This is a genomic window from Ralstonia sp. NFACC01 (genome assembly GCF_900115545.1).
Lineage (GTDB): Bacteria > Pseudomonadota > Gammaproteobacteria > Burkholderiales > Burkholderiaceae > Ralstonia > Ralstonia mojiangensis.
Genome location: NZ_FOWV01000008.1, coordinates 148041 through 172633 on the forward strand (window position 1 = coordinate 148041; position 24593 = coordinate 172633).

General features: G+C 65.2%; 30 protein-coding genes and 1 riboswitch. Of the genes, 19 read left to right on the plus strand and 11 right to left on the minus strand.

All coding sequences use genetic code 11. The annotated features are described in order from the left end of the window. Positions 1–27 precede the first annotated feature (27 nt). From BM136_RS20265 to BM136_RS20275, 4 genes are all read right to left on the minus strand, one after another. Positions 28–903, minus strand: a complete 876-nt coding sequence (locus tag BM136_RS20265; RefSeq protein ID WP_092974837.1) for a DUF72 domain-containing protein — start codon at positions 901–903, stop codon at positions 28–30. Continuing rightward, on the minus strand, positions 900–1823 hold the full coding sequence (locus BM136_RS20270; protein WP_139219386.1) for an SIR2 family protein: 924 nt from the start codon (positions 1821–1823) through the stop codon (positions 900–902). Before BM136_RS20270 ends, BM136_RS20265 begins: the two co-directional genes overlap by 4 nt. Positions 1824–1828: 5 nt before the next feature. Next, positions 1829–1987, minus strand: a complete 159-nt coding sequence (locus BM136_RS25425; protein WP_175537179.1) for a hypothetical protein — start codon at positions 1985–1987, stop codon at positions 1829–1831. Between the two features lie 143 nt (positions 1988–2130). Then, positions 2131–3066 (minus strand): GlxA family transcriptional regulator, encoded by a 936-nt coding sequence (locus BM136_RS20275; protein WP_092974843.1) that lies wholly within the window; start codon positions 3064–3066, stop codon positions 2131–2133. A gap of 100 nt (positions 3067–3166) precedes the next feature. On the opposite strand from BM136_RS20275, the gene BM136_RS20280 reads away from it, so the two are divergent. Both BM136_RS20280 and BM136_RS20285 read left to right on the plus strand, forming a co-directional pair. Beyond that, the gene (locus BM136_RS20280) at positions 3167–3853 is read left to right on the plus strand and encodes a DJ-1/PfpI family protein (protein ID WP_092974845.1); all 687 of its coding nucleotides are present in this window, start codon (positions 3167–3169) and stop codon (positions 3851–3853) included. Between the two features lie 83 nt (positions 3854–3936). Then, positions 3937–4728 (plus strand): 5'-methylthioadenosine/adenosylhomocysteine nucleosidase, encoded by a 792-nt coding sequence (locus tag BM136_RS20285; RefSeq protein ID WP_092975094.1) that lies wholly within the window; start codon positions 3937–3939, stop codon positions 4726–4728. Between the two features lie 5 nt (positions 4729–4733). Here BM136_RS20285 and BM136_RS20290 read toward each other — a convergent pair whose 3' ends face one another. Both BM136_RS20290 and BM136_RS20295 read right to left on the minus strand, forming a co-directional pair. After that, on the minus strand, positions 4734–5189 hold the full coding sequence (locus BM136_RS20290) for a lysozyme inhibitor LprI family protein (protein ID WP_092974848.1): 456 nt from the start codon (positions 5187–5189) through the stop codon (positions 4734–4736). A gap of 75 nt (positions 5190–5264) precedes the next feature. Beyond that, positions 5265–5867: a DJ-1/PfpI family protein gene (locus BM136_RS20295; protein ID WP_092974851.1), complete on the minus strand. Its 603-nt coding sequence runs from the start codon at positions 5865–5867 to the stop codon at positions 5265–5267. Between the two features lie 86 nt (positions 5868–5953). Here BM136_RS20295 and BM136_RS20300 point away from each other — a divergent pair, with 86 nt between their 5' ends. Then, complete coding sequence (locus BM136_RS20300; protein ID WP_092974854.1) at positions 5954–7291, plus strand: aminotransferase-like domain-containing protein; 1338 nt, start codon at positions 5954–5956, stop codon at positions 7289–7291. A 79-nt stretch (positions 7292–7370) separates the two neighbouring features. Beyond that, the gene (locus tag BM136_RS20305; protein ID WP_092974857.1) at positions 7371–8231 is read left to right on the plus strand and encodes a c-type cytochrome; all 861 of its coding nucleotides are present in this window, start codon (positions 7371–7373) and stop codon (positions 8229–8231) included. A 6-nt stretch (positions 8232–8237) separates the two neighbouring features. On the opposite strand, the gene BM136_RS20310 is transcribed toward BM136_RS20305, so the two are convergent. Next, the gene (locus BM136_RS20310) at positions 8238–8747 is read right to left on the minus strand and encodes a DUF1697 domain-containing protein (protein ID WP_092974860.1); all 510 of its coding nucleotides are present in this window, start codon (positions 8745–8747) and stop codon (positions 8238–8240) included. A 199-nt stretch (positions 8748–8946) separates the two neighbouring features. Here BM136_RS20310 and BM136_RS20315 point away from each other — a divergent pair, with 199 nt between their 5' ends. Beyond that, positions 8947–9381 (plus strand): hypothetical protein, encoded by a 435-nt coding sequence (locus BM136_RS20315; RefSeq protein ID WP_045205440.1) that lies wholly within the window; start codon positions 8947–8949, stop codon positions 9379–9381. Positions 9382–9568: 187 nt separating this feature from the next. Continuing rightward, positions 9569–10954: an FAD-containing oxidoreductase gene (locus BM136_RS20320; protein ID WP_092975097.1), complete on the plus strand. Its 1386-nt coding sequence runs from the start codon at positions 9569–9571 to the stop codon at positions 10952–10954. 74 nt (positions 10955–11028) lie between these two features. On the opposite strand, the gene BM136_RS20325 is transcribed toward BM136_RS20320, so the two are convergent. Next, entirely contained in the window at positions 11029–12111 is a 1083-nt protein-coding gene (locus tag BM136_RS20325) for a calcium:cation antiporter (RefSeq protein WP_092974863.1), read from the minus strand. Between the two features lie 123 nt (positions 12112–12234). Next, positions 12235–13089 (minus strand): spherulation-specific family 4 protein, encoded by an 855-nt coding sequence (locus BM136_RS20330; RefSeq protein ID WP_092974866.1) that lies wholly within the window; start codon positions 13087–13089, stop codon positions 12235–12237. A gap of 61 nt (positions 13090–13150) precedes the next feature. Further along, positions 13151–13231: riboswitch (cyclic di-GMP riboswitch) on the minus strand. Between the two features lie 314 nt (positions 13232–13545). Here BM136_RS20330 and BM136_RS20335 point away from each other — a divergent pair. Both BM136_RS20335 and BM136_RS20340 read left to right on the plus strand, forming a co-directional pair. Further along, entirely contained in the window at positions 13546–14001 is a 456-nt protein-coding gene (locus tag BM136_RS20335; protein ID WP_092974869.1) for a hypothetical protein, read from the plus strand. Between the two features lie 124 nt (positions 14002–14125). After that, the gene (locus BM136_RS20340; protein ID WP_092974872.1) at positions 14126–14764 is read left to right on the plus strand and encodes a LysE family translocator; all 639 of its coding nucleotides are present in this window, start codon (positions 14126–14128) and stop codon (positions 14762–14764) included. Between the two features lie 33 nt (positions 14765–14797). Here BM136_RS20340 and BM136_RS20345 read toward each other — a convergent pair whose 3' ends face one another. Further along, positions 14798–15691, minus strand: coding sequence for a LysR family transcriptional regulator (locus BM136_RS20345; RefSeq protein ID WP_092974875.1), 894 nt, complete (start codon positions 15689–15691; stop codon positions 14798–14800). A gap of 87 nt (positions 15692–15778) precedes the next feature. On the opposite strand from BM136_RS20345, the gene BM136_RS20350 reads away from it, so the two are divergent. The 5 genes from BM136_RS20350 to BM136_RS20370 all read left to right on the plus strand — a co-directional run bounded on the left by BM136_RS20350 (position 15779) and on the right by BM136_RS20370 (position 19161). After that, on the plus strand, positions 15779–16555 hold the full coding sequence (locus tag BM136_RS20350) for an NAD(P)H-dependent oxidoreductase (RefSeq protein WP_092974878.1): 777 nt from the start codon (positions 15779–15781) through the stop codon (positions 16553–16555). A gap of 109 nt (positions 16556–16664) precedes the next feature. Next, positions 16665–17447 carry a sulfite exporter TauE/SafE family protein gene (locus BM136_RS20355; protein WP_092974881.1) on the plus strand — a complete coding sequence of 261 codons (783 nt, stop codon included), beginning with the start codon at positions 16665–16667 and terminating at the stop codon, positions 17445–17447. Between the two features lie 33 nt (positions 17448–17480). Beyond that, positions 17481–17876, plus strand: a complete 396-nt coding sequence (locus BM136_RS20360) for a carboxymuconolactone decarboxylase family protein (protein WP_092974884.1) — start codon at positions 17481–17483, stop codon at positions 17874–17876. A 130-nt stretch (positions 17877–18006) separates the two neighbouring features. After that, positions 18007–18339, plus strand: coding sequence for a hypothetical protein (locus BM136_RS20365; RefSeq protein ID WP_092974887.1), 333 nt, complete (start codon positions 18007–18009; stop codon positions 18337–18339). Positions 18340–18351: 12 nt separating this feature from the next. Beyond that, the gene (locus BM136_RS20370; protein WP_092974890.1) at positions 18352–19161 is read left to right on the plus strand and encodes an alpha/beta fold hydrolase; all 810 of its coding nucleotides are present in this window, start codon (positions 18352–18354) and stop codon (positions 19159–19161) included. A gap of 139 nt (positions 19162–19300) precedes the next feature. On the opposite strand, the gene BM136_RS20375 is transcribed toward BM136_RS20370, so the two are convergent. Beyond that, on the minus strand, positions 19301–19804 hold the full coding sequence (locus tag BM136_RS20375; protein WP_092974893.1) for an acyl-CoA thioesterase: 504 nt from the start codon (positions 19802–19804) through the stop codon (positions 19301–19303). Positions 19805–19976: 172 nt separating this feature from the next. Between BM136_RS20375 and BM136_RS20380 the strand changes: the two genes are divergently transcribed. From BM136_RS20380 to BM136_RS20405, 6 genes are all read left to right on the plus strand, one after another. Then, the gene (locus BM136_RS20380; RefSeq protein WP_092974896.1) at positions 19977–20372 is read left to right on the plus strand and encodes a hypothetical protein; all 396 of its coding nucleotides are present in this window, start codon (positions 19977–19979) and stop codon (positions 20370–20372) included. A gap of 96 nt (positions 20373–20468) precedes the next feature. Continuing rightward, the gene (locus tag BM136_RS20385; protein WP_092974899.1) at positions 20469–20810 is read left to right on the plus strand and encodes a hypothetical protein; all 342 of its coding nucleotides are present in this window, start codon (positions 20469–20471) and stop codon (positions 20808–20810) included. An 8-nt stretch (positions 20811–20818) separates the two neighbouring features. Continuing rightward, positions 20819–22228 carry a TolC family protein gene (locus tag BM136_RS20390; protein ID WP_092974902.1) on the plus strand — a complete coding sequence of 470 codons (1410 nt, stop codon included), beginning with the start codon at positions 20819–20821 and terminating at the stop codon, positions 22226–22228. Between the two features lie 2 nt (positions 22229–22230). Then, positions 22231–23529 (plus strand): copper oxidase, encoded by a 1299-nt coding sequence (locus BM136_RS20395; RefSeq protein WP_092974905.1) that lies wholly within the window; start codon positions 22231–22233, stop codon positions 23527–23529. 37 nt (positions 23530–23566) lie between these two features. After that, positions 23567–24055, plus strand: coding sequence for a cupredoxin domain-containing protein (locus tag BM136_RS20400; RefSeq protein WP_092974908.1), 489 nt, complete (start codon positions 23567–23569; stop codon positions 24053–24055). 37 nt (positions 24056–24092) lie between these two features. Continuing rightward, entirely contained in the window at positions 24093–24413 is a 321-nt protein-coding gene (locus BM136_RS20405; protein ID WP_092974911.1) for a copper-binding protein, read from the plus strand. Positions 24414–24593 lie beyond the last annotated feature (180 nt).

Sequence of the window (24593 nt, forward strand, 5' to 3'; positions counted from 1 at the left end):
ATTGGCGCTCAGGGGCGCGCCGCAGTCTTACTTGGCAGGACGCAGCCGTTCGAGCAAGCGCCGCGCATCGGAAGGCGCTTCGACCTTTTTATCGTTATCAAAGTAGCAATAGACGTCACGTCCGCTGCGCCGCAGTTTGGCGGGTGCGCCGGCGCGTTGTGCATCGGGCGGCTCGCTGCCGGCAGCCCATTGGCGGATGCGATCGGCCCAGTGGTCGAGCGCGGCATCGGCATAGGCGCCGCTGTAGAGCGCATCGGCGCCGTGCAGGCGGAGGTAGACGAAATCGCTCGTCACGTCTTCAAGGTACGGCCAGTCTGCAATGGCATGCGAGACCACCATCGCGGCCCGATGCCGGCGCAGGAGCGCTGCAAACTCCGGCGTGCAGAAGCTCTCGTGGCGCACTTCCACCGCGTGGCGGAGCGTCTTTTGGTCGCGCGTGGCAAACCATGGCGCCTTGACGCGCGCATCGTGCTGACGGGCCAACGCACGCGCGGCTGTCGTGTCGCGCGGCAGCAGAGACAGGAAGCGCTCGAACCGCTCTGCATCGAACCGGAAGTTGGGTGGAAACTGCCACAGGAACGGCCCGAGCTTGCGCCGCAGGGCCAGCACCCCCGAAGCAAAGAAGTTGGCCAGTGCCGGCACCGCCGTCTCGTCACGAAACCGCAGCATGTGGGTCAAGTAGCGTGGCCCCTTGACCGCAAAAACAAAACCGTCGGGCGCGGTGTCATGCCAAGCCTGCCAGCTCGTGATCGATTGCAGCGAGTAGTGCGACCCATTGATCTCGATGGTGTCGAACTGGCGCGACGCATATTCCAGCTCGCGGCGCTGCGCCAGGTCTTCCGGATAGAACACGCCGCGCCACCCTTCGTAGCGCCAACCGGAGATGCCGACACGGATCGTCATCGCTTGGCCCCGTGCCGACGATGGCCGTGGATGGCTTTGCGCTCGCGCTCGACCGTCGTGCCGAGTGCGCGGACAGCCGCAAGCAGCGCCGGATGGTCTGCCGCCTGCGCCTGATAGCGAAGCACGTGCAGATTGAGCGCGTCTTCCAGCACGGCGGCGGTCACGTCGGAGAACGTGTCGGCGGCGGTCACGAAGTAATGGCGTTCGGCCCCGGGGTGTTCGGCGCCATAGGTTTCGAGCAGCGCGCGCATGTCGGAGTCGTCAATGCCGCAGCCGACAAAGAGAAAGGTGTGCGTGCGCAGCAGTGCCTCGACCAGATCGTAGAAGGCGCGGTAGCGCGCTCGCGCCTGTACATAGTCGCAGCGCGAGAAGATGAGCGAGGCTGGGTCGCTCATCGAACCGTGCGTCTTGATGATCAGGTTGCAGTCTTCACGCACGCGCGCCGCCACCGCGGGGTTGCTGTAGTGGCACACCTCCACCGGCGCTCTGCCGTGCGAATGGGCAAGCGATTCATATAGCGTGTCGAAGTTGGGTGTGAGCGTGATGCGGAAATCGAGTGCGAGCAATGCGTCGTGGATGGGTGCCGCTTCAAAGTGCGGCGCGACCAGCTCACGGCGCAACAGCGCGGTCAGCCGACGCTGGCCCAGGACGCGGCGCACGATTTCTGCGGCGGTCAGTACGTCGCCACGCGCGACAAAGGCGCGAACTTCTTCCGACAGTTGCGGTGCGTTGGGGGCGATGGCGTCGGCGGCCAGGCACAGCAGTTCAGCCCAGGTGGGCGGGTGCCGCGTGCCATCGGCCGAACTGGCGTTGGCCGAAATGCCCGACCCGAAGAAGAGCACCGCACGGCGCCGGGCGATGTCTTCCACCAGACGCGGCGGCCATTCGATCAGGGATGCGGCCCGGCCTTTGCGCGCCATGCGCGTCACTGATGCGGCGCACTCACCTGCGCTTGCACGTGCACCAGGCCGGTTTGCGGTGCCTGCAGCCCCAACGGCTCGTCGGTCAGATCGCGGGCAAGCGAATAGGCTGTGATGACGGCCAGCGTGACCCCGACGACGGCCAACATTTCCCGAGTGTCCATACGCATCTCCTCCTTGGCTCCTTACGTTCCCTGTGTCCGTTTTGCGCGCCCCCTTCTTATCGAGGTTGGGCGGCGCGGGAGCTCGGACGCAAAGTTCGGACCTGAGGAAGGCGAATGGCGCAGTGGCGCGGGTTTAAGTGAGGTCAGCGTGCGCGCAATGAAGACGGAGGCACGCCCAGCAGGCGCTGAAAGCTTCGCCGCATGCGTTCGGTATCGCCAAAACCGCATTCGGTGGCCACGCGCTGCATGGAGGCCGCACCGCTTTCCAGCGCGGCACGGGCAGCTTCCACGCGCAACTTTTCCACGGCCTTTGCAGGCGTGAGACCCGTTTCAACCTGAAACGCGCGTGCGAAATGGCGAGGGCTCATGCAGGCGTGCTCGGCCAGATCGCCAACGCGATGCGGTGCGCTCAAGTTGCGCCGCACATGATCCAGCAGCGGTTTGAAGCGGCCACGTGCCGAATCCATCTCATTCAGCGCTGAAAACTGCGACTGCCCGCCGGGCCGCCGGTAGTACACGACAAGCTGCCGTGCCACCGCGCGTGCCAGGCGCTCGCCCAGGTCTTCGGCGATGAGGGCAAGCGCCAGGTCGATGCCGGCGCTGATGCCGGCGCTGGTCCAGATCGGGCCGTCGTTCACGTAGATGTGGTCGGGTTCGAGCTGCACCTGCGGGAACGTGCGCGCGAACTGCTCGCTGCGGCTCCAGTGGGTGGTGGCGCGCCGGCCGTTCAACAGGCCCGTGGCGGCCAGCAGCAGGCTGCCCGAACACACGCTGGCCACGCGCGCGCCGCGGGCCGAGCAGCGCTGTACAAAGCGGCGCGTGCGTGCATCGGTCATGGCCGCATCCACGCCGTCGCCGCCGGCAATGAGCAGCGTGTCGACCTGGTTGGCCGGGGGCAGGGCGTCGGCATCCCAGCGCGCACCGGAAGAACTGCGGACGAGGCCGGCCTGGGCGGCAATCGTGCGCAGTGCGTAGTGATCGTCCCGATACCGGCTGGCCACTTCAAATGCCGCCACCGGCCCGGCGGCGTCGAGCAGTTGGAAGTCCGGAAAGATCAGCACAGCGATGCGGTGGGCCATGGCAGAAAAAGTGGGAGACTGGTCATTGCTGCCAACACGATAGAGCGCGATCCTGTGAAGCGTCAACCCACCACCGCACCAATCTCAGGAGAGCCGAACCATGACGACTTCCCCGTTCATCGTTGTCTTTGCGCTGTACAACCGGGTCACCCAGCTCGATTTCACTGGCCCGCACGAAGTGTTCTGGCGGCTGCCCGGCGCGCAATGCGTGGTGGCTTCCGCAGCCGGCGGAGAGATCCATGCCGATGGCGGCCTCACCATCTCGAACGTGCAGCGACTGGCCGATATTCCGCACGCTGACCTGATCTGCGTGCCCGGCGGTTTTGGCGTGATCGAAGCCATGGAAGACGCAGAGTTCGTGCGCCAGGTGCGGCGCCTGGCCGACGGCGCCCGCTATGTCACCTCGGTCTGCACCGGCTCGCTCGTGCTGGGCGCGGCCGGGTTGCTGCAGGGCAAGCGCGCGGCCTGCCACTGGGCGTGGCGAAACCTGCTGCCCGCGTTTGGCGCCACGATGGACGAAGCCCGCGTGGTGCGTGACGGCAACCTCATCACCGGTGGCGGCGTGACGGCCGGCATCGACATGGCGCTGACGGTCATGGCCGACATTGCCGGTGCCGAGCATGCGCAGGCCGTGCAGCTCGGTATCGAATACGCCCCCGCGCCGCCGTTCGATTGCGGCCGCCCCGAGCGTGCGGCACCGGAGATTCTCGAAGCGGTGACCTCGCGGCTCGATCGTTTGCGTGCGGACCGCCACGACGCCGTGCAACGGGCGGCGCAGCGCCTCTGACCGCAGGCGCCGGCAGGAACCGGATTGCAGCGACAATGGCGTCTTTCGACGTATCTGCGCCCCAAGCCGGCGCCGCATCCTGCATGAACACTCCGTCTTCCCAGATCAACGCCCGTGGCCCGATCGGCATCGTTGCTGCCCTGCATGAAGAGATCAACGAACTGCTGACGTGCCTGTCCGGCGCACAGTGCATCCACATCGGCAGCCGCGATTTCTGGACGGGCGAGTTGGACGGCCACGCAGTTGTTGTGGTGCTGTCGCGCGTGGGCAAGGTGGCAGCGGCATCCACCACCGCCGTGCTGATCACGCAGTTCAACGTACGCGCCGTGGTGTTTGCCGGCGTGGCCGGCGCATTGGCACCGGGCGTGGCTGTGGGTGACGTGGTGGTGTCGGAAGAACTGCTGCAGCACGATGTCGATGCCTCGCCGCTGTTCCCGCGCTGGGAAATTCCGCTGACCGGCATGGCGCGTTTTCCTGCCGACGTGTCGCTCGCCAGCGGGCTGCTGGAAAGCGCTGGCGCTGTGCTGGCCGACCCGCACGCGCTGCTGGGTCCGGATGTCATGCGGGCCTTCGGGATTGCGGCGCCGCAGGTGCATCGCGGCCTCATCGTCAGCGGGGACCGCTTTGTCTGCACCTCGGCAGAAAGCGCGGTGCTGCGTACGGCGTTGCCCGACGCCCTGGCCGTCGAGATGGAAGGGGCCGCCGTGGCGCAGGTGTGCCACGAGTGGGGCGTGCCGTTTGCCGCGATCCGGACGATTTCCGACCGCGCGGATGACGCGGCCAGCGTGGACTTCGCGCAGTTCATCGCGCAGGTGGATTCACGCTACAGCGTGGCCATCCTGCGCACATGGCTGTCGACGACGGCCGACGCCTGAACGGCTTACTGTCCCTTCGCGGCCAAGTACTTGTCGAGGGCGTTGGCGTGCTCGCTCAGGCGGAAGACTGCGTTCTCCAGGCGTTGCAAATCGTCGAGCTTGTCCTTGCCGTAGATGGCGGCCTCAAGGGCGGCCGTCCTAGTGTGAAAGTCCTGCCACGCCTGCTCCGAATTTATCAGTGCGTCTTTCGCCTTGCCGTTCAATGTGCCGAGTAGTGTCTTGTACGTTCGGTTCAGGCGCTCGTCCTGCGCGGCCTTTTCTGCTGAGAGACATGCGCCGATTGTGTCCGGATTGTCCGGGGCCTTGTCGACGCAGGCATAGAGCCTGGTGGAAATGCCCTGCGGCGCGCGCCGCTTGATGCCGTTGGCGAGGCTTTCGGCAGCAAAGGCGCCGGCGCTGTGGGCCAGCAGCGCCACGGCAACGAGCAGGGCAAGCGTCTTCAGTGTCGTCAGCGTGTTCAAGAAGTGACTCCTGATCGCGTGTCTGCGATGCGTGAAGGGGCCGTCCAGTCTATCGGCTGGCCAACGCACCCGCGATCAGCCAGGCAGGTGAGGCCGCAGGTTGCGCAGGGCGTTTTCCACGTAGGCTTCTTTCTCGCCGACGGGGGCCACGTAGTGCAGCGCTTCTGCTGCGGCCTCCACGCCTTCTGTGCGCGCAATCACCCATGCCGCCAGGTACGGCGAAGCAAAGCACCCGCCCGCCGTCGCCACATTGCCGTTGGCGTAGAACGGCCGGTTCAGCACTTCCACGCCGGCTTCCTGCACCCAGGGCTTGGTGGTCAGGTCTGTGCAGGCCGGCACGTTGCCGAGCAGCCCCAGCTTGGCCAATACCAACGTGCCCGAGCACTGCGCCCCAACCAATTGCCGTGACGGATCGAGCGCCAGCCGCGCCATCAAAGCCGGATCGGCCACCACGTCGCGCGTGCGGATGCCGCTGCCGACAAGCACGGCATCTGCGGTGCGGGCGTCTTCCAGCATCGATTGCGCATGCATCGTCACGCCGTTCATCGACGTGACTTCGGTGTGCGGGCAACACAGGCTCACGCGCCAGTCCGGTTTCTTGATGCGGTGAAGCACACCAAAGGCGATGAGTGAATCCAGTTCGTTGAACCCGTCGAAGGTGAGGATGGCGATGTGCATGATCGGTGTGCTGTCGCGTTGGGATAGATCGCATGCTAGGGGCACGGGGCAATACAATCAAAAAATTGTCCTTAGTACAACAAGCCATGACTCAGGCCCGCTACCAGCCGCTCGTTGACGAACTGGCCGCGCAGATCCGCTCCGGCCGTCTGCCGCCTGGCACACGCCTGCCCACGCACCGGCAACTGGCCCAGCGCCACGGCGTTGCGCTGGTCACGGCCACGCGCGTGTATGCCGAGCTTGAAGCGATGGGCCTGGTGAGCGGCGAAGTGGGGCGCGGCACCTTCGTGCGGGAGAACACGCTGTCGCGCGGCCTCGGTATCGACCAGCAAGCCGTGGCCGCTGGCGTGGTGGATTTGAACTTCAACTATCCGTCGCTACCCGGACAGGCCCGGCTGCTGAGCCGCGCACTGCGCAAGCTGGCCGGCGGCGGCGATCTGGATGCGCTGTTGCGCTACGCGCCGCATGGCGGCCGCGCGCATGAACGCGCCTGCGTGGCGCGCCACCTGGCGCAGCGCGGCTTGCCCGTCGCGTCGGACAACGTACTCGTGGTCGACGGTGCGCAGCACGGCCTGGCCGTGACCGCCATGGCGTTGCTCAAACCCGGCGATGTGGTTGCGGTGGATGCCCTGACGTATCCCGGTTTCAAGGTCGTTGCCGAGATGCTGCATCTGGAACTGGCGCCGCTGCCTGCAGCCGGGCACGGGCTGGACCTGGATGCTTTGGAGCGGCTTTGCGCACGGCGCCGTGTGCGCGCCGTCTACGTCATGCCGACGCTGCACAACCCGCTCGGCTGGGTAAGTGGCATTGGCTGGCGGCGCCAACTGGCGGCCATCGTGCGCCGCCACGGCCTCATCGCCATGGAAGACGCGGCCTACGCCTTTCTGGAAGACAACCCGCCCGTGCCGCTGGCCGCGCTGGCGCCGGAATCGACCGTCTACATCTCGGGCCTGTCGAAGAGCGTGGCCACCGGCCTGCGTTTCGGCTTCGTTGCCGCGCCGGCTGCGTGGGTGCCGCAACTGGAACGCGCCATCCGCGCCACGACCTGGAACACCCCGGCCATCGTCACCAGCCTTGCATGCGCATGGCTGGACGACGGCACGGTCAACCGCCTGGAAGCCGAAAAGCGGCGCGATGCCGCAGCACGCCAGGCGATTGCCCGCAAGGCGCTGGCTGGGCTGACGCTGGCCACGCATCCTGCGTCGTATTTTGTCTGGCTTGCGCTGCCGCCCGAGGTGCGTGCCGACCGCGTGGCCGTGGCGCTGCAGGAGGATGGCATCTCCGTGTCCACCGCAGAGCCGTTTGCGACGTCAAAGCAGGTACCGCATGCGCTGCGGCTGGCGTTGGGCTCCGTCGCGCTTGACCGGCTCGATGCCGCGTTGCAGACCGTCAGGCAGCGCGTGGAAGCAAACCGGTATCGATAACGAAAACCGTGCCAAACCTCGTGCGCTTGCCTACACTCTCGTCGCAACGAAGTGGCCCAATTTGCACACAGGAGACCTCATGAAGAACTGGCTTGCAACGATGGCCGGATGGGCGCTCTGCGCATGCGCAGCGTTCGGCAGCGCCGCCCATGCGGCTGACGCCCCGGATGACGGCACGACGCTGACCGTCAACATCGGCACGCAGCACCGCACGTTGTCGCGCGATGCATTGCTGCACGATCCGCACCTGACGAGCGTGACCGTGGAAGACCAGAATCTGAAGCGCCGCCTGACCTTCAAGGCGATCCCGGTGACGGAGCTGTTCCGAGGGCAGGCAGTCAGCCCGAATGCCAGCGCCACCACCGCCGCCAGCGACGGCTACGTATCACACCTGCCGATGCGCCTGCTGCTGGGCGACCGCGCCGATGGCCCGCGCGCCTGGCTTGCCGTGGAAGACCCGGCCGCGCCGTGGCCCACACTCAAAGGGCAGGACATCGGCCCGTTCCGCCTGATCTGGACGGCGCCGCCGGCCAAGGCATCGGTGGTGAATGAAAGTCTGTGGACTTACAGCATCGTTCGCATCGACATTGCTGCGCTGCCCGGTGAGCGCTTTGCGGCCATCCGCCCCGCGGCCGGGCTGCCCGCAGATGGCCCTGTCATGCGCGGTTTCGCCACGTTCCAGCGCGTCTGCTTCTCGTGCCACACGCTCAACCGCGCCGGCGATGCCAACCTTGGCCCCGACCTGAACGTGCCGTACAGCCCGGTCGAATACCTGGGCGACGAGAAGCTGCGCCACCTGATCCGCGATCCGCAATCGCTGCGCTGGTGGCCCAACGCCCGCATGTCGGCCATCGACGAGAAAACGCTCTCAGATGCGCAACTCAACGATCTGCTGGCGTATTTGCACCACATGACAAAGCACAAGTCGGCCGCGCAATGACCGGTGCTATTCGGTAGCCCAGTCGACCAGCGTGGCGATGGTGTTCATGTTGCGGGCCGTCCCCGTCTTGGCGGCGGGGATTTTCAGTTTGGAATCGGCCATGCCGTCGCCGTAATGCACGTAGATCTCGCGCGTGCCAAGGGCCATCTGTTCCGTCCGGCAGCCGGTGGCGGCGGCCAATGCATCGGCGGGCGGCGGCGTATCCAGGAAAATCGCGACCGTCCGGTTGGGCGCAGCCGTCTTGAATGGATTGCCTTCCAGCACCGCTGCCAGCTCCGCGCCTGTGCGCACGAGCACGCCCACGGGTTTGCCGGCGTAATCCTCCAGGCAGCGTTCCAGCTTCGCCTTGACGGTCGCTTCCGCCAGCCGGCTCTGAAACACCACATTGCCGCTCGCAATGTAGGTGCGTACGCCGCTCAGGCCGATCGATTCGCACATCGCGCGCAGTTCGGCCATGGGCAGTTTGCCGGTGCCGCCCACGTTCACGGCGCGCAGGAAGGCGATGTAGCTGGGCATGGGTTCTCCTGTTCTGTCTGGCTTATCAATGGCTTAGGGGCATGCTCGGGTTAGCAACATTCTGTTACGAGATTGACGAATGTGTTTAACCCGCCCCGTTGCGCGACTTGTATTCTGCGCCCCGAACTCATCGAGCCCGAATCGGCCCTCAGTGCTGATTTGAGTGCCGCATCCTGCATTTGCGCATAAGGAGAACACCATGTTGAAGAAGATTGCACCGGCCCTGATTGTGGCAACGCTCGCCGGCCTGACGGCCTTGCCCGCTGCGGCGGACGACTTGCGCAATGCGCTGGGCGGCGCGCTGGGTGGCGCGGGCGGGGCGGCCGTGGGCGGCGCGCTGGGTGGTCCGACCGGCTCCGTCATCGGCGGTGCTGTGGGCGGCGGTGCCGGCGGCGCATTGACGGCCAACGGCCGCGAGCGCAAGGGCGCCATCGTGGGCGGCGCGTTGGGAGGCGGTGTGGGCGCCGCTGCGGGCAATGCCATGGGCGGCCGTACGGGCGGCATCGTGGGCGCGGGCTTGGGCGGCGGCGCGGGTGCAGCCCTGGGTGGCAACGTACAGCGCAATTCGTATTCCGACCGCGACGACCGCGGCCGCGGCTACCGTCGCCACGGCAAACACCATCACCACCATTGATCTGATGCGCCGTTGCGCTTGCCACTGAGCGCTACGGCCGCTTTCTTGCTTTCCTTGCGGCGACGGCGCTGTCTGCGTGCGTCGCCCGGTGTGTCGGCAAAAACTGTCGCCGCAACTCGCCGTTGCCACGTGCGCCGCCTACCATACCGAGACGGCCGCGCTTGGCCCGCACACGAAGGAGAGCGCCATGACGCAACGCTTCGACGCCATCATCATCGGCACCGGTCAGGCCGGCCCGCCGCTGGCGGCGCGCCTGTCTGGCGCCGGCATGAAGGTGGCCATCATCGAGCGCGGCCGCTTTGGCGGCACGTGCGTCAACACCGGCTGTATTCCCACGAAAGCGATGGTGGCCAGCGCCTATGCAGCACGCATGGCGCAGCGTGCGGCTGAATACGGCGTCGTGATCAACGGCGGCGTCACCGTCGACATGCAGCGCGTGAAGGCCCGCAAGGATGAAATTTCCGGCCGCTCCAGCCGGGGTGTGGAGCAATGGGTGCGCGGGCTGGAGCACGGCACCGTCTTTCAGGGCCATGCCCGTTTCGAGAGCGCGCGCACCGTGCGCGTGGGCGACGAACTGCTCGAAGCCGAACACATCTTCATCAACGTGGGCGGCCGGGCGTTGGTGCCGCCCATGCCGGGGCTCGATCAGGTGCCGTTTCTCACCAACTCCACCATGATGGACGTGGATTTTCTGCCCGAGCACCTTGTCGTGATCGGCGGGAGTTACGTCGGGCTGGAGTTCGGCCAGATGTTTCGTCGCTTCGGTGCGCGCGTGACGATTGTCGAGAAAGGGCCACGCCTGATCGCCCGCGAAGATGAAGACGTATCGCAGGCGGTGCGCGAGATTCTCGAAGCCGAGGGCATCGACGTGCAGGTCAACGCCGATTGCCTGAGCGTGCGGCGCGACGGCGCCAACGTGGTGGTTGGCCTGGACTGCGGCAGCGGCAGCGGCGCGCGCGAGGTGTCGGGCTCGCATCTGCTGATGGCGGTCGGGCGGGTGCCAAATACCGACGATCTTGGACTCGACAAGGCCGGCGTGGAACTCGACAAGCGCGGCAATATCCGCGTTGACGAGCAGTTGCGCACCAACGTGCCTGGCATCTGGGCCATGGGCGATTGCAACGGTCGCGGCGCGTTCACGCACACGGCTTACAACGATTACGAGATCGTCGCGGCCAATCTGCTCGACGCCGATCCGCGCAAGGTGTCGGACCGCATCCAGGCGTACGCCATGTACATCGACCCGCCGCTTGCGCGCGTCGGCATGTCGCTCTCGGAAGCGAAGCAATCGGGGCGCAAGCTGCTGGTCGGCAACCGCCCGATGACGCGCGTCGGCCGCGCGGTGGAGAAGGGCGAGAGCCAGGGTTTCATGCGCGTGGTGGTCGATGCGCAGACACACGAAATCCTGGGCGCGTCGATTCTGGGTGTGGGCGGTGACGAGGCGGTGCATTCGATCCTCGACGTGATGTATGCCAAGGCGCCTTACACGACCATCAGCCGCGCCATGCACATTCACCCGACGGTGTCGGAGCTGATTCCCACGTTGCTGCAAGGCATGGAGCCGGTGCAATAACGTCAGACATGGCGCCTAAAAAACAAGGGGCGCCCGGCGCGCCCCAAACATCAACCCGCTACCGTGCGTGTTGCTCAGGGCACGATCGAGAGAAACAGATACGACGCAAAGATGGCCAGATGCACGACCCCTTGCAGGATGGTCGTGCGGCCCTTGCCGAGCGTGAGCGACGACACGATCAGCGTCAGGAACAGCAGGACCATTTCCTTCGGGCCCAGGCCCAGTTCGAGCGGGCGGCCGATCCAAATGAACACGGCCGCCACCGTCGGGATGGTCAGGCCGATACTCGCCAGCGCCGAGCCCAGTGCGAGGTTCAGGCTCGTCTGGATGCGGTCTGCATTGGCGGCGCGCAGGGCGGCCAGGCATTCCGGCAGCAGCACCAGTGCGGCGATGACGATGCCGACCGTCGCGGGCGGAGCGCCTGCATTCAGGATGGCCGCTTCCACCGAAGGCGACAGCACCTTGGCCAGACCCACGACGGCCACCAGCGACACCATCAGCAATACCGCGCTGAGCGCCGCGACGCGTGTGGGCGGCGGCGGTGCATGGACGTCTTCGTTGGCGCTGTCGACGAGAAAGTAATCGCGGTGGCGGATGGTCTGCACGATGACGAAGCAGCCGTACAGCACCAGCGATGTCACCCCGGCAAAGGCAAGCTGCGACGAGGTCATGACAGGCCCCGGCGTGGAACTCGTGTAGTTGGGTAGCACCATGGTCAGCGTGACAAGCGCAGCGAGCACGGCGAGCGCTGCAGTGGCGCCTGGCGCCTGGAAGGCTTGCTCGCGGTGACGCAGGCCACCCACGAATAGGCACACACCCACGATTCCGTTGCAGATGAGCATGACTGCGGCAAACACGGTGTCGCGCGCCAAGCCTGCTTTCTCTGGCCCGGAAGAGAGCATCACCGAGACGATCAGCGCGACTTCGATCACCGTCACGGCAATCGCTAGGACGAGCGTGCCGAACGGCTCGCCCACCTTGTGCGCGACGACTTCGGCGTGGTGGACGGCGGCAAAGACGGCGCCGGCCAGTGCAAGTGCCATCAGTGCGATCAGCCAGCCAGGGGGCGTCATGAACGAGCCGCCGACCAACACCACCCACGCCAGCAGCGGGGCAGCGATTGTCCAGGGGGGCAGCTTGTTAGAAGAAAGGGCCACGGGGTTCTCCTTGTTGTTGCCTCAACGCCGACGGGGCGGCGAAGGGTGGATGCAGTGTGGCCCGAATATAAAGCATGTGCGGAGCATCAGCCCGCACATGCGGAACGCGTCACGCCAGCGCCGTCATGGGGCAACGGCCGTGGCGGACACCTCCTGGCTCCAGTAAGTCGGCAGCGCGCCGTACGGATTCGGCAACGTCTTGTTTGTGATGAACACGGTGGCAGCGCCCTTGCTCGACGCGTTGCGAACGAAGGTTTGCATTTGCGTGGCCGACGCAGCGTAGACGATGTGCGCAAACCGGGCGGTCGGATAGTTGGCCTGCCACGCCAGGGGCGCATAGTTGGCGTAGTGCTTGGCGCTGTCTTCAAACACGACGAGCTGGTCCGCCACCGGCAGGCTGGCATAGATCTCCGGCACATTGGTGCCCGGGTTGCCCGTGACCGTGTAGTTGGGCGACAGCCCCTTGATGTAGTTGTAGACCGATTGGTAGAACTGGATGTGCGCGGTCGTGCTGTCGGCGGTCATCTCGTCGATGAAGAAGCCGTCCACCTGATACAGCGCCTGGTAAGTGTTGATGTCCTGCACCACGGCTGACAACGACCGGTTTGTGTACGAACTGGACACGTACCCGATCACCTTGCCGCCCGCGGCATGCACTTTGGCGACGGCGGCAACGTAGTTGGCATCCTGCGTCGTGCCCGGGCCGCTGTTCGGGTTGAGGATGACCGTTGTTGGTACCGATGTTGCCGCGGTGGCCAGCGCACTCCATTGCGTTGCGCCGGTGCCCGACGGATAGATGTAGGACGGCACCAGCAGCCCTTCAGCGCTGGCGTGCGATGCACCCATCAGCGCGCCCGACACCAAGGCGAAAGCCGCGCATGCAGCGCGTGCAAACCTGCGCTTTGCGTTGCGCATTTGCGATGCCACGGCCAGCGTGGCGAATGCGGGCGAACGCCCCCCCGTTTGTATCGTTTTCATTATGTGCCCCCGACCACGCAGTTCGTTGCGTGTGTCATCAGGCCCGCCCCGTTGCGGGTTGGCGGGCAACTGGCTGACTTCGTTCAGCGAAGTCCCTATAGCTTTGCGTCGCCGGATCACTCCGGTTTTGCCCAGACCTCTGGGTGTGAACCCATTGGGGGAAGACTCTACCGGGGCCGCGCCAGCGCGGCAAACGAAGATTGCGCAAACGCGCCGGCTGCTGCACGAAGCGTTGTCGGGACCCCACGTTGCGCGCTGCCATGGCAATCAACCATCGACGCCAATGAAGCGTGGCCGGCCTCGTCGGCATTCTTCCCATGCCGCGTTTCCCCTGACCTGCGCCAGAACCTCTGGTGCATTCCGCCGCCACAGACCCCGCCCGTATCGTCAGTCCACACAGCGCTACCGGTTGCCGCTGTGTTTTTTGTCCACGGATCTGACTGAGGAGAACCTGCAATGAACATCCGCTCGAATGTGCTTGTCATCCGCATCGTGCTGTTGGCGGTGGTGTCCCTGATCGCGTCGCTGGCGGCCACGGCCGCGTTGGCTGCGCCGCCAGCGACCGTCGCAACATGCGACGGCATCAAGGATGCGTACCCAATTCTCGGCACGCAGTGCGCCAATCAGTACGCCAAGATCAACCACGCGCCCGCCACAGCGGCTGAGCGGCGCGAGACGTACGCTGCACGGATCGCGGTTTTGGAGATCTTCCGCAAGGCGCTCCTGTGCAATGGCATGTACAACGCATCGAAATCGGCGCAGCAGCGCTTTTCAAGCGGCGAGGCTGGCCACCTCCAGGCCTTGGCGCTCTTGAACGCAGCAATGACGGGTGCCGGCGACCCGAACGTGCCGGCGCTCTACACCGCCGCCGACTTGAATGACGTGTCGATCAACAAGCAGCAGTGCAAGTAAGGGCAGGGCGGGGTGGCGGCAGAGGTGCCGCCGCCTTGCCACCCGGCCCCACGTGAGAATCGTCGGCGTGGCAGAATCGCGGTCTGTATCTCTGAATGTCTGCGCCCACAAAAGGAGACTCCCGATGACTGCATCTGCCGCCGTATTTGCCATTCTCGTTGCGCTGTTGCTGGGCGCCATGATTCCCGGGCCGAGTTTTGTGCTGGTGGCGCGCAATGCCATCGGGTTATCGCGCCGCGACGGCCTGGCCACTGCACTTGGCATGGGCGCGGGCGCCCTGTTCTTCGGTGGCCTGGCCCTGGCAGGGCTTTACACGTTGCTGCAAGCTGTGGAGTGGCTCTATATCGGCCTCAAGATTGCCGGCGGCGCATATTTGACCTACATGGCATGGAAGATCTGGCGCGGCGCCAAGCTGCCCATGGTGATGGACGATCGCCTGACGCAGCAAGCGGGCAGCGCACGCAAGTCGTTCTGGACCGGCATCACCACGCAGATGAGCAATCCCAAGACGGCCATCTGGTACGGCAGTATCTTTGCCGCGCTGCTGCCGCAGCATCCGCCGGTGTGGTGCTACTTCGTGCTGCCGCCACTGGTGTTCCTGGTCGAGTTCGGGTGGTACACCATCGTCGCGCTGTGCTTTTCGAGTCGGATGCCGCGTGAGATGTACCTGCGTGCCAAGACCTGGGTCGATCGCGTAGCGGCCATGGCGATCGGTGCGCTCGGGCTGCGCCTGATCTTCACCGCGCCCAAGGTCGGGCTGTAGTCTTTTCCGCGATGGTGCTTTGGGGGCGGCTGGCTAGACCGCTCCCGCAATCACATCTCGCAGCCACTGGTGCCCTGGGTCTCGATGCATGCGTTCGTGCCAGAGCATCGACATCTCATACCCGGGCACGTCCACCGGCGGTTCAACCACCTGCAGAGCACTGGCCCCGCGCACCAGCCGCTCGGGCAGCATGGCGACCATGTCGGTACTGGCGACCGCCGTCATCACAAAGAGGAAGTGCGGCACCGACAGCACCACGCGTCGCGTGGCACCGGCCGCCTTCAGGGCTTCGTCCGTCACGCCGAAGAAGCCACCGCCATCGGGCGACACGATCACGTGATCCAGCGTGCAGAACTGCGCCAGCGTCGGCTTGCGCTTCAGGCGCGGGTGTCCAGCGCGTCCGATCAGCACATAGCGTTCAGTGAATAGCGCACGGCGGCGCAGGCCGGGTGGCGCGCCGTCTGTGGTGTGGAACGCGAGATCGATCTCCCCTTGCTCGGCTTGCTTCTCGACGCGCGTGGGTACCAGCTCCAGCATGGCGAGCCGTGTGCCCGGCGCGCTTGTGCGCAGGGTGTTCAGCGCCGGCAGCGCGATGGTGGATTCGCCGTAATCCGTGGCGGCCACGCGCCAGGTATTGGTGGCTTGCGCGGGCTCGAACGGGCTGGCGGGCGCGACGGCCTGCTCCAGCGCTTCCAGCGCCAGCCGCAGCGGCTCGCGCAAGCTTTCCGCTCGAGCAGTTGGGCGCATGCCGCGCGGGCCCGGTAGCAGCAGCGGATCACCAAAGATGTCGCGCAACTTCGCCAGATGCACGCTCACCGAAGGCTGAGAGAAGTTCAGCCGCTCCGCTGCACGCGTGACGTTGTGCTCGGTCAGCAGCACATCGAGCGTCACCAGCAGGTTCAGGTCCAACCGCCTGAGATTATTCATGGCTATGCCTGGAATATTGACAATTCATTTCCAATATACCTGGACGCCCCGCATGCTGGAGCCATTCCTTTTTTTGGAGTTGCCACCATGAATGTCCTGATCGTCTACGCCCATCCCGAACCCAAGTCGCTCAACGGCGCCCTCAAGGACTTTGCCGTCCGGCGTCTGGAAGCCGCCGGCCACACCGTGCAGGTGTCGGACTTGTACGCCATGCAGTGGAAGGCCGCGCTGGATGCAAACGACAGCGCCGTTGCGCCGGTCGGTCCACATTTCCACCCGTCGCTGGATTCCAAGCACGCGTTCGAGAACGGCCTGCAAGCCGCCGACATTGCTGCCGAACAGGCCAAGCTGCAATGGGCCGACGCCGTGATCTTGCAGTTTCCGCTGTGGTGGTTTTCGATGCCGGCCATCCTCAAGGGCTGGGTCGAGCGTGTCTACGCATATGGCTTCGCCTATGGCGTTGGCGAGCACTCCGACACCCACTGGGGCGATCGCTACGGCGAAGGCACGCTCGCCGGAAAACGCGCCATGCTCATCGTCACCACGGGCGGCTGGGAGTCCCACTACAGCCCGCGCGGCATCAACGGCCCGATCGACGACCTCTTGTTCCCGATCCAGCACGGCATCCTGTACTACCCCGGTTTTGATGTGGTGCCGCCATTCGTGAGCTACCGCACCGGCCGCATGGACGCGGCACGCTTTGCGCAGACCACCCAGGCGTTGGGCGAACGACTCGACACCTTGTTTACCGCAGCGCCGATCCCGTTCCGCCGGCAGAACGCCGGTGAATACGAGATCCCGTCGCTCACGTTGCGGGCCGGGATCGCTCCCGAGAAATCAGGCTTTGCCGCGCATCTCGCCTAGACCTTGCCCGGCGTGGCAAGCGCTACAATTTCACATTCATCTCCGGCGGCTCGCTGTAGCAGATACAGCGCGCCGCCGCGTTTCTTTCTGCTTTCTTCTTCTTGTCGGCATGACGTCTCACGCGGTTCTTACGGGCCTGATCAATTTGCTGCTCGGTATGGGGCTTGGCGTGGCAGGCGGTTTGCTCGGCATTGGCGGCGGGCTGATCGCCATTCCTGTGCTGGGCTATCTGTACGGGATGGACCAGCACCTGGCGCAGGGCACTGCGCTGGTGATGATTGCGCCCAATGTGCTGATCGGCTTCTGGCGGTATCACCAGCGGCATCCGGTGCATCTGCGTTCCGTCGCGCTGATCTGCGTGTTCTCGATGGCGGCGACCTACGTTTCCGCACGCTTTGCAGCAGGGCTCGACGCGCATCTGCTGCATACGGCGTTCGCGGTATTTCTGATCGTGCTGGCGGTGTACTTTGCCTCGCAGCTCAAAGAGAAGCCGAGTACCGCTGACGCCGCGCATGCTGCCCCACATGCCATGCCGGCCGCCGCGCTGCCGTTGATGGGCATCGCCAGCGGCGCGATGTCGGGCATTTTCACGGTGGGCGGCGGGTTGGTGGTGGTGCCGGCGCTGGTGACGTTCTTCGGCATGCAGCAGACACGCGCCCAGGGCATGGCGCTCGCGCTGGTGGTGCCAGGCTCGCTGATCGCACTTGCCACGTATGCGCATGCTGGCCATGTGGATTGGGGAACGGGTATTCCGCTGGCGGCCGGCGGTGTTGTGAGCGTGTCGTGGGGTGTGGCCTTGGCGTATCGGTTTTCAGCGCGACGTTTGCGGCTGGCGTTCTGCGCGGTTCTGGTGGGTACGGCGCTGATGATGTTCCTGGTCAAGCCAGGCTGATCGACGTGATTTTTCAAAACGGAGGAAGGCATCGTGTCGGAACAAGACAAGCAGGCCGGGCGTGCACGCCGCGCGCAGGTGATGGGCGACGCATTTGTTGAACGTGCGATGAGCGGGTTGGACGCCTTCTCGGCACCGCTGCAGGATTGGCTCAACGAGCACGCCTGGGGCAGCACGTGGCAGCGGGACGGCATCGACCTCAAGACGCGCAGCCTGTGCACCTGTGCGATGCTCGCCGCGCTGGGCCGTAGCACTGAACTGAAGGGCCATGTGCGCGGCGCAATCAACAACGGCGCAACGGCGGTGGAGATCCGCGAGGTGCTGCTCCATAGCGCCATCTATGCCGGTGCGCCGGCCGCCATCGAGGCGTTTCGTTCGGCGCGTGAGGTGCTCAACGAACTCGGTATCGAGATCGGAGAGGCGCGCTAGTCCGGGCCGGGTTTGCGGCTTGTGTTAACGGCCTTAACACAAGTTGCGTGGCTGGGGCGGCGTCCCTATTCTCCCAGGATCATGCTGGCGCTCCCGTAAGGCGCTGGCCAATCCATCCCTCGGAACTTTCATGTCCCAAGACCTCAAGGCCCGCCTGGGCGGCGTGCTGGTGCTCATCATTGGCGCGGTGATCGGCTGGTTCTTCATCCTCGGCCCACTGCACCAGGCGCAGGCGGGCGCGCCCACCGTGCGTTACTCACTCAAGGCGATGGTGCTGGTGCCGGCTTGCCTGGTTTTCGGGCTGGCGTTTCTGGTCGGCGGCGACAAGCTCGCCTACCGTGATGCCGAACGCAAGCGCCTGACGCCGCTGGGCTGGGTGCTCGTGGCCATCTTTGCGGCGGCCGCGGCGCTCTGCTACTGGTGGTTCAAGCAGCAGTTCGCGGCGCTTGGCTATGCCAGCTGAAACCTGATCGACATGGACGCCTTCGACGACGATCTGACACGGTTTGCCGCCCAGGGCGCTGAACCGCTGCCGGCCGCCGTTGAGCACGGCCATGTCGAGCACGACGGTGCCCGCATCTGGTATGCGACCTTCGGCGTCGGCAGGCCTGTGATCCTGCTGCATGGCGGGCTCGGCCATAGCGGCAATTGGGGGTATCAGGTTCCGGCACTGACGAGTGCGGGCTACGGGCCCATCGTCATCGACAGCCGTGGGCACGGCCGCAGCACACGCGACGCACAGCCTTACGCCTACACGCGCATGGCATCCGACGTGCGGGCCGTCATGGATGCGCTGCACATCGACCGCGCGGCGTTCATCGGCTGGAGCGACGGCGCTTGCGTTGCGCTCACCCTGGCCATGCAGACGCCGGAACGCGCTGCGGGCGTGTTCTTCTTCGGTTGCAACATGGACCCAAGCGGCGCCAAGCCCTTTTCGCCCACGCCTGTTATTGACCGCTGCTTCGATCGCCACCGAAAGGATTACACCGCGCTCTCATCCACACCTGGCGACTTCGATGCATTTGTCGCGGCCGTCACCGAAATGATGCAGACGCAGCCCAACGCAACGGCCGCGGAGCTTGCCGCGACGCGCGTGCCGGTGACGATCGTGCAGAGCGAACACGACGAGTTCATCCGGCCCGAGCACGCGCACTATCTGGTGCAGACCATTCCTGATGCGCAGTTTGTGTTGCTGCCGGGCGTGAGCCATTTCGCGCCATTGCAGCGACCGGCGTTGTTAAACGACGCCGTGCTCGCATTTCTGCACGCGCTTCCTCAGCCGTAGGTTGCGTCGAGGTGGGGCGCGTTTGCGCAACACTGGCGCTGCGTTATCCACAGAAACGGTGGGTAAGCCTGTGGATAACGATGCGCGATCGCGATACCACGCGGTTTGCAGTACCTTGCTGACTGCGTAGGCAGGCAGTTCAGCTGCCTGAAGCCGGCGTGCTGTAGGTTGCCTTGATCGCTTTGTGTCGGGCTTCCATTTCCTGACGCAGCGCGCGGCGCTGCTGCGCGGCTTCGAAGCGTTCCTTTTCTTCGGTGTTGGCGGGCGCCAGCGGCGGCACGTCGGCCGGTTTGCCGTCGTCGTCCACGGCCACCATCGTGAAATAGCAGCTGTTGGTATGGCGCACGACCTGGTTGCGGATGTTCTCCGTAACGACCTTGATACCAATTTCCATCGATGTGCGGCCGGTGTAGTTGACCGATGCGAGGAACGTCACCAGTTCACCCACGTGAATCGGCTGGCGAAACACCACTTGGTCCACCGACAGCGTCACGACATAGCGGCCGGCGTAGCGGCTCGCGCACGCATACGCAACCTGATCGAGAAACTTCAGGATGTGGCCGCCGTGCACGTTGCCGGAAAAATTTGCCATGTCAGGCGTCATCAGCACGGTCATGCTGAGCTGGTGGGATTGCGTATTCATGGGGGCGTTGAAGCTGGAATGATGGGAAAGCAGGGCGCGCAGAAATGGGTACGCAGCAGGCCGTCATTGTGCCGCGCTCAACTCATCTTGTGCTGCATTGCTCGAAATTTGATGACATCGCGCTACACTAGCAGTTTCTGCCGCAAACGATTTTCAGCCCGTCCTGTTTTCCATGCACCGCTTGCTGACCCGCCTCCTGCTTTGGCTGGTTGTCCTGGCACTGCCCCTGCAAGGGTTTGCCGCGACGACCATGATGGCGCGCGGCGGTGCAATGGACGATGCAATGGTTGCCATGGCAATGCCGGATGATGGCGCCGTCATGTCCGACGCTTGCCATGAGCATGAAGACGCCGTGGCTGCCGACAGCGAGCCGAAAGCGCCGGCGCAGTCGCACTGCAAGACCTGCCCGATCTGCGCGGCCTGTTCGCTCGGGTCGGTCGTTCCCCTGGCCGCCAGCCTTGGCGTGCCGCTGATCAAGCTGCCGGCCGACGCGCCGCGTGGCCTCGCCGTTTCCTTCCGCAGCTTCATTCCCGAAGCGCTGCAACGTCCACCTTCGATTCGCGTTTGACGCCACCAGTCCGTCCATAGAGCGGGCTGGCCTCTGGTTCTACGGCTCCGTGTGCGACACACGGCCGTATGTCATCACGCTTGATCGAGGTTTCTCATGCTTTCCACACGATGGTTCGTGGCCGCCGCGCTACTGGCGTTGGCGCCGCCATGGGTTTTGGCGCAGGGCGGGGCGTCTGCGCCGACAGCTTCCCCAGCTGATCCACTGAATGCGGACGCGGCTGTGCCGGCTGTAGCCGCGCCGCGCACATTCGACAGCTACCGCGCGTATCGCGATACCGGCCCCGCGCCCTGGCGCGAGACCAACGCGGCCGTGAGCCCCAAGTCAGACGCTTCTGCGGATGGCGGCCATGCGGGGCACGTCATGCCCGAGAGCGCCCCAGCCGCCACCTCCAACAAGCCTGCCGGCGGGTCCATGCCCGGCATGCATCACCACTAGGAGGCGCCGTGCTCAGATCATCCACACGCCGTCTCGCCCTGTGCGCGCTGGCCGCCACGCTGCTGCTGGGCGGCTGCGCCACCATCACGCAAGACAGCGGCTTCAAGACCGTTGCCGACGTGGCGCGCGATCGGCTCGGCAAAGACGCCACGTGGCAGCGTTCACCAGAAGCCCGCGACAGCGCCGCGCAACGCACGCACGAGCTGCTCGCCCAGCCGCTGACGATGGACAGCGCCGTGCAGATCGCGTTGCTGAACAACCGTGGCCTGCAGGCTTCATATGCGGAGTTGGGTTTATCCGAAGCCGCGCTCGTGCAGGCCAGCCGCTTGCCGAATCCCGGCTTCAGTTTCAAACGCACACGCAGCGGTGATGACCTGTCGATCGAGCGCACGTTCTCGCTGTCGTTCCTGAACCTGCTGACGCTGCCGATGGCCACGCGCATTGAGAGCCGATATTTCGAGCAGACCAAGCTGCTGGTCGCCAACCAGATGCTGCAGGTGGCCGCCGATACACGCCGCGCATACGTCAATGCCGTGGCGGCGGAGCAATCCGCACGCTATGCGGAGCAGGTTCAGCAAGCCGCAGAAGCCGGTGCCGAGTTCGCCAAGCGTCTGGCTTCCGCAGGCAACTTCAGCAAGCTGGATCGTGCACGCGAACAGGCCTTCTATGCGGAAGCGACCGCCACCCTTGCGCGCACGCGTCAGCAGGCGCAGGCGGAACGGGAGGCGTTGATTCGCCAGCTTGGGGTGTGGGGCGCAGATACCGGCTTCCAGTTGCCGGATCGGCTGCCCGACCTGCCGAAGGATCGCCCCGAGCTGCAGCAGATCGAGGCCTACGCGTTGCGCAATCGGCTCGACATCCAGGCGGGCAAGTTGCAGGTCGAGGGGTTGGCGTCGTCGCTGGGGCTCACAAAGGCAACGCGCTTCATCAACGTGCTCGACCTCGGTTACGTGCGCAATAGCAAATCCAACGAGCCACGCGAAACGGGCTACGAGATCGGCATCGAGATCCCGCTCTTCGACTGGGGCGGCGCCCGTGTGGCGCGCGCGCAGTCGATCTACATGCAGGCGGCCGATCAGCTTGCCGACACGGCGGTGCGGGCGCGCTCCGAAGTGCGCGAATCGTATGTACGCTATCAGACGGCATATGACCTTACCCGCCACTATCGCGACGAGGTGGTGCCCGTGCGCAAGAGCATCTCCGACGAGATGCTGCTGCGCTACAACGGCATGCTCGTGAGCGTGTTCGAGCTGCTGGCCGATGCGCGCGAGCAGGTGAATGCGGTGAACGGCTACATCGACGCGCTGCGCGGGTACTGGATTGCCCAGACCGATTTGCAGATGGCGCTGGGCGGCAAGTTGCCGCCGGCCGAGGCGAACGCGGCCGCTCCTGCGCCCAACTCTCCTGAAGGACACTGAACATGGTTTCCCGACGTCAATTTCTCGGCGGCACGGGCGCGGCCATGCTGGGCGCGGCGATGGTCTCGCGCGCCGGCGCTGCCTCGCTGCCTGAAGCACCGCTCCAATCAAAGCCCGCCACACAGCCCCCGCTCGCGCCGCCCAACGGCCGGCCGTACAACCCCGTCGTCACGCTCAACGGCTGGACGCTGCCGTGGCGCATGCGCGGCGGCTGGAAGGAGTTCCACCTCGTCGCCGAGCCGGTCGAGCGCGAGTTTGCGCCCGGTATGACGGGCCACCTATGGGGCTACAACGGCCAGAGCCCCGGCCCGACGATCGAATGCGTGGAAGGTGATCGCGTGCGCATCTTCGTCACCAACAAGCTTCCCGAGCACACCACGGTGCACTGGCACGGCATGATCCTGCCCGCCGGCATGGACGGCGTGGGCGGCCTGTCGCAGCCGCACATTCCACCGGGCAAGACCTTCGTCTACGAGTTCGAGATGAAGAAGTCCGGCACCTTCATGTATCACCCGCATTCCGACGAGATGGTGCAGATGGCGATGGGCATGATGGGCTTTATCGTCGTGCATCCGAAAGACCCGGCGCAGCACCGTGTCGACCGCGACTTTGTCTTCCTGCTCGCCGCGTACGACATCGACCCGGGGTCATACACGCCGCGCGTGGCCCAGATGACCGACTTCAACATGTGGACGTGGAACAGCCGCGTCTTCCCCGGCATCGACCCCTTGCCCGTACGCCTTGGCGATCGCGTGCGCATCCGCATGGGCAACCTCACGATGACAAACCACCCGATGCACCTGCATGGCCACACCTTCGAAGTGGCTGGCACCGACGGCGGCTGGGTCCAGCCCAGCGCGCGCTGGCCGGAGGTGACGACCGACATTGCCGTGGGCCAGATGCGCGCGATCGAGTTCATTGCCGACAACCCCGGCGACTGGGCCTTCCACTGCCACAAGTCGCACCACACCATGAACGCCATGGGGCACAACGTGCCGACCATGATCGGCGTGCAGCAGAAAGACCTCGCCAAGAAGATGAACGCGCTGGTGCCCGACTACATGGGCATGGGCCAGGCCGGCATGGCCGACATGGGCGAGATGGAAATGCCGCTGCCCGACAACACGCTGCCGATGATGACGGGGCAGGGCCCGTTCGGCGCCATTGAAATGGGCGGCATGTTCACGGTGATGAAGGTGCGCCGCGATCTGCCGCGCAACAGCTACGCAGACCCCGGTTGGTACAAGCACCCCAAGGGCACCGTCGCCTACGAATACACCGGCATCGGCATCGACGACTGAGCAAATGCCTGAATCCACATCCAATACGAGACCCAACATGCAACGCAATCTGATCCGTTCCACTTTCCTGGCCGCGCTGATGTCGATGGCCGCTATCGCTCACGCATCCGGCAGTCACGCCGGCGGGCATGATCATGACGATGCAGCCATCGGCGAACCCGGCGACGCCGCCCACATCTCACGCACCGTGCGTGTCGACATGGCCGACACCATGCGCTTCACGCCTGCCCAGATCACGGTGCAGCGCGGCGAGACGATCCGCTTCGAAGTCGTCAACACCGGCCACGTGCGGCACGAGATGACGCTGGGCACGCCGGCCGACCTCGCAGCCCATGCCGAGCAGATGCGCAAGCACCCCGAGATGGAGCACGCCGACGGCAACGCCGTCACCGTTGACCCAGGACAGCGCGGCGAGATCGTCTGGCACTTCACGCGCACCGGCTCCGTCGATTTTGCGTGTCTGCAGCCCGGACATTTCGAAGCCGGCATGCGCGGCGCCGTGCAGGTGCGCGGCAACAAATCCTGATTTCTTCCCGACCCCGTCTTTGAACAAGGAGCCCAAGATGTTTCGTCACGCCCTGATGCTGACCGTGCTGCTGGCCGGTGCACCGTTTGTTCACGCGGCTGAAGATGCCGCTTCCGCCCCTGCGGCTGCCGCTGCTGCCCCGATGTCAGAAGGTGAGATCAAGAAGATCGACACCGCTGCGGGCAAGCTGACCATCAAGCACGGCCCGCTTGAGAACCTCGGTATGGAACCCATGACGATGGTGTTCCGAGTCCAGGATCCGGCAATGCTCGCCAAAGTGCAGGTTGGCAGCAAAGTGCGCTTTGTCGCCGAGAAGGTGAATGGTGCGTTGACCGTGACCGCATTGGACGTGCAATAACACGAAGGCGGGCGCCTGTCGGCTGCCCGCCCCGTCAATGCCGTGGCCGAGGCTGACATGGCGCGTTCAGCCTCGGACGGCAGCAAAGTGTTACGCCGGGACAACAGCCGAGCGACGGGAAGCGGGGCGACTGCCGAAGCGGGCGGCTCGGCCCCAAGAAACACAATGAGCCGCAGGGTA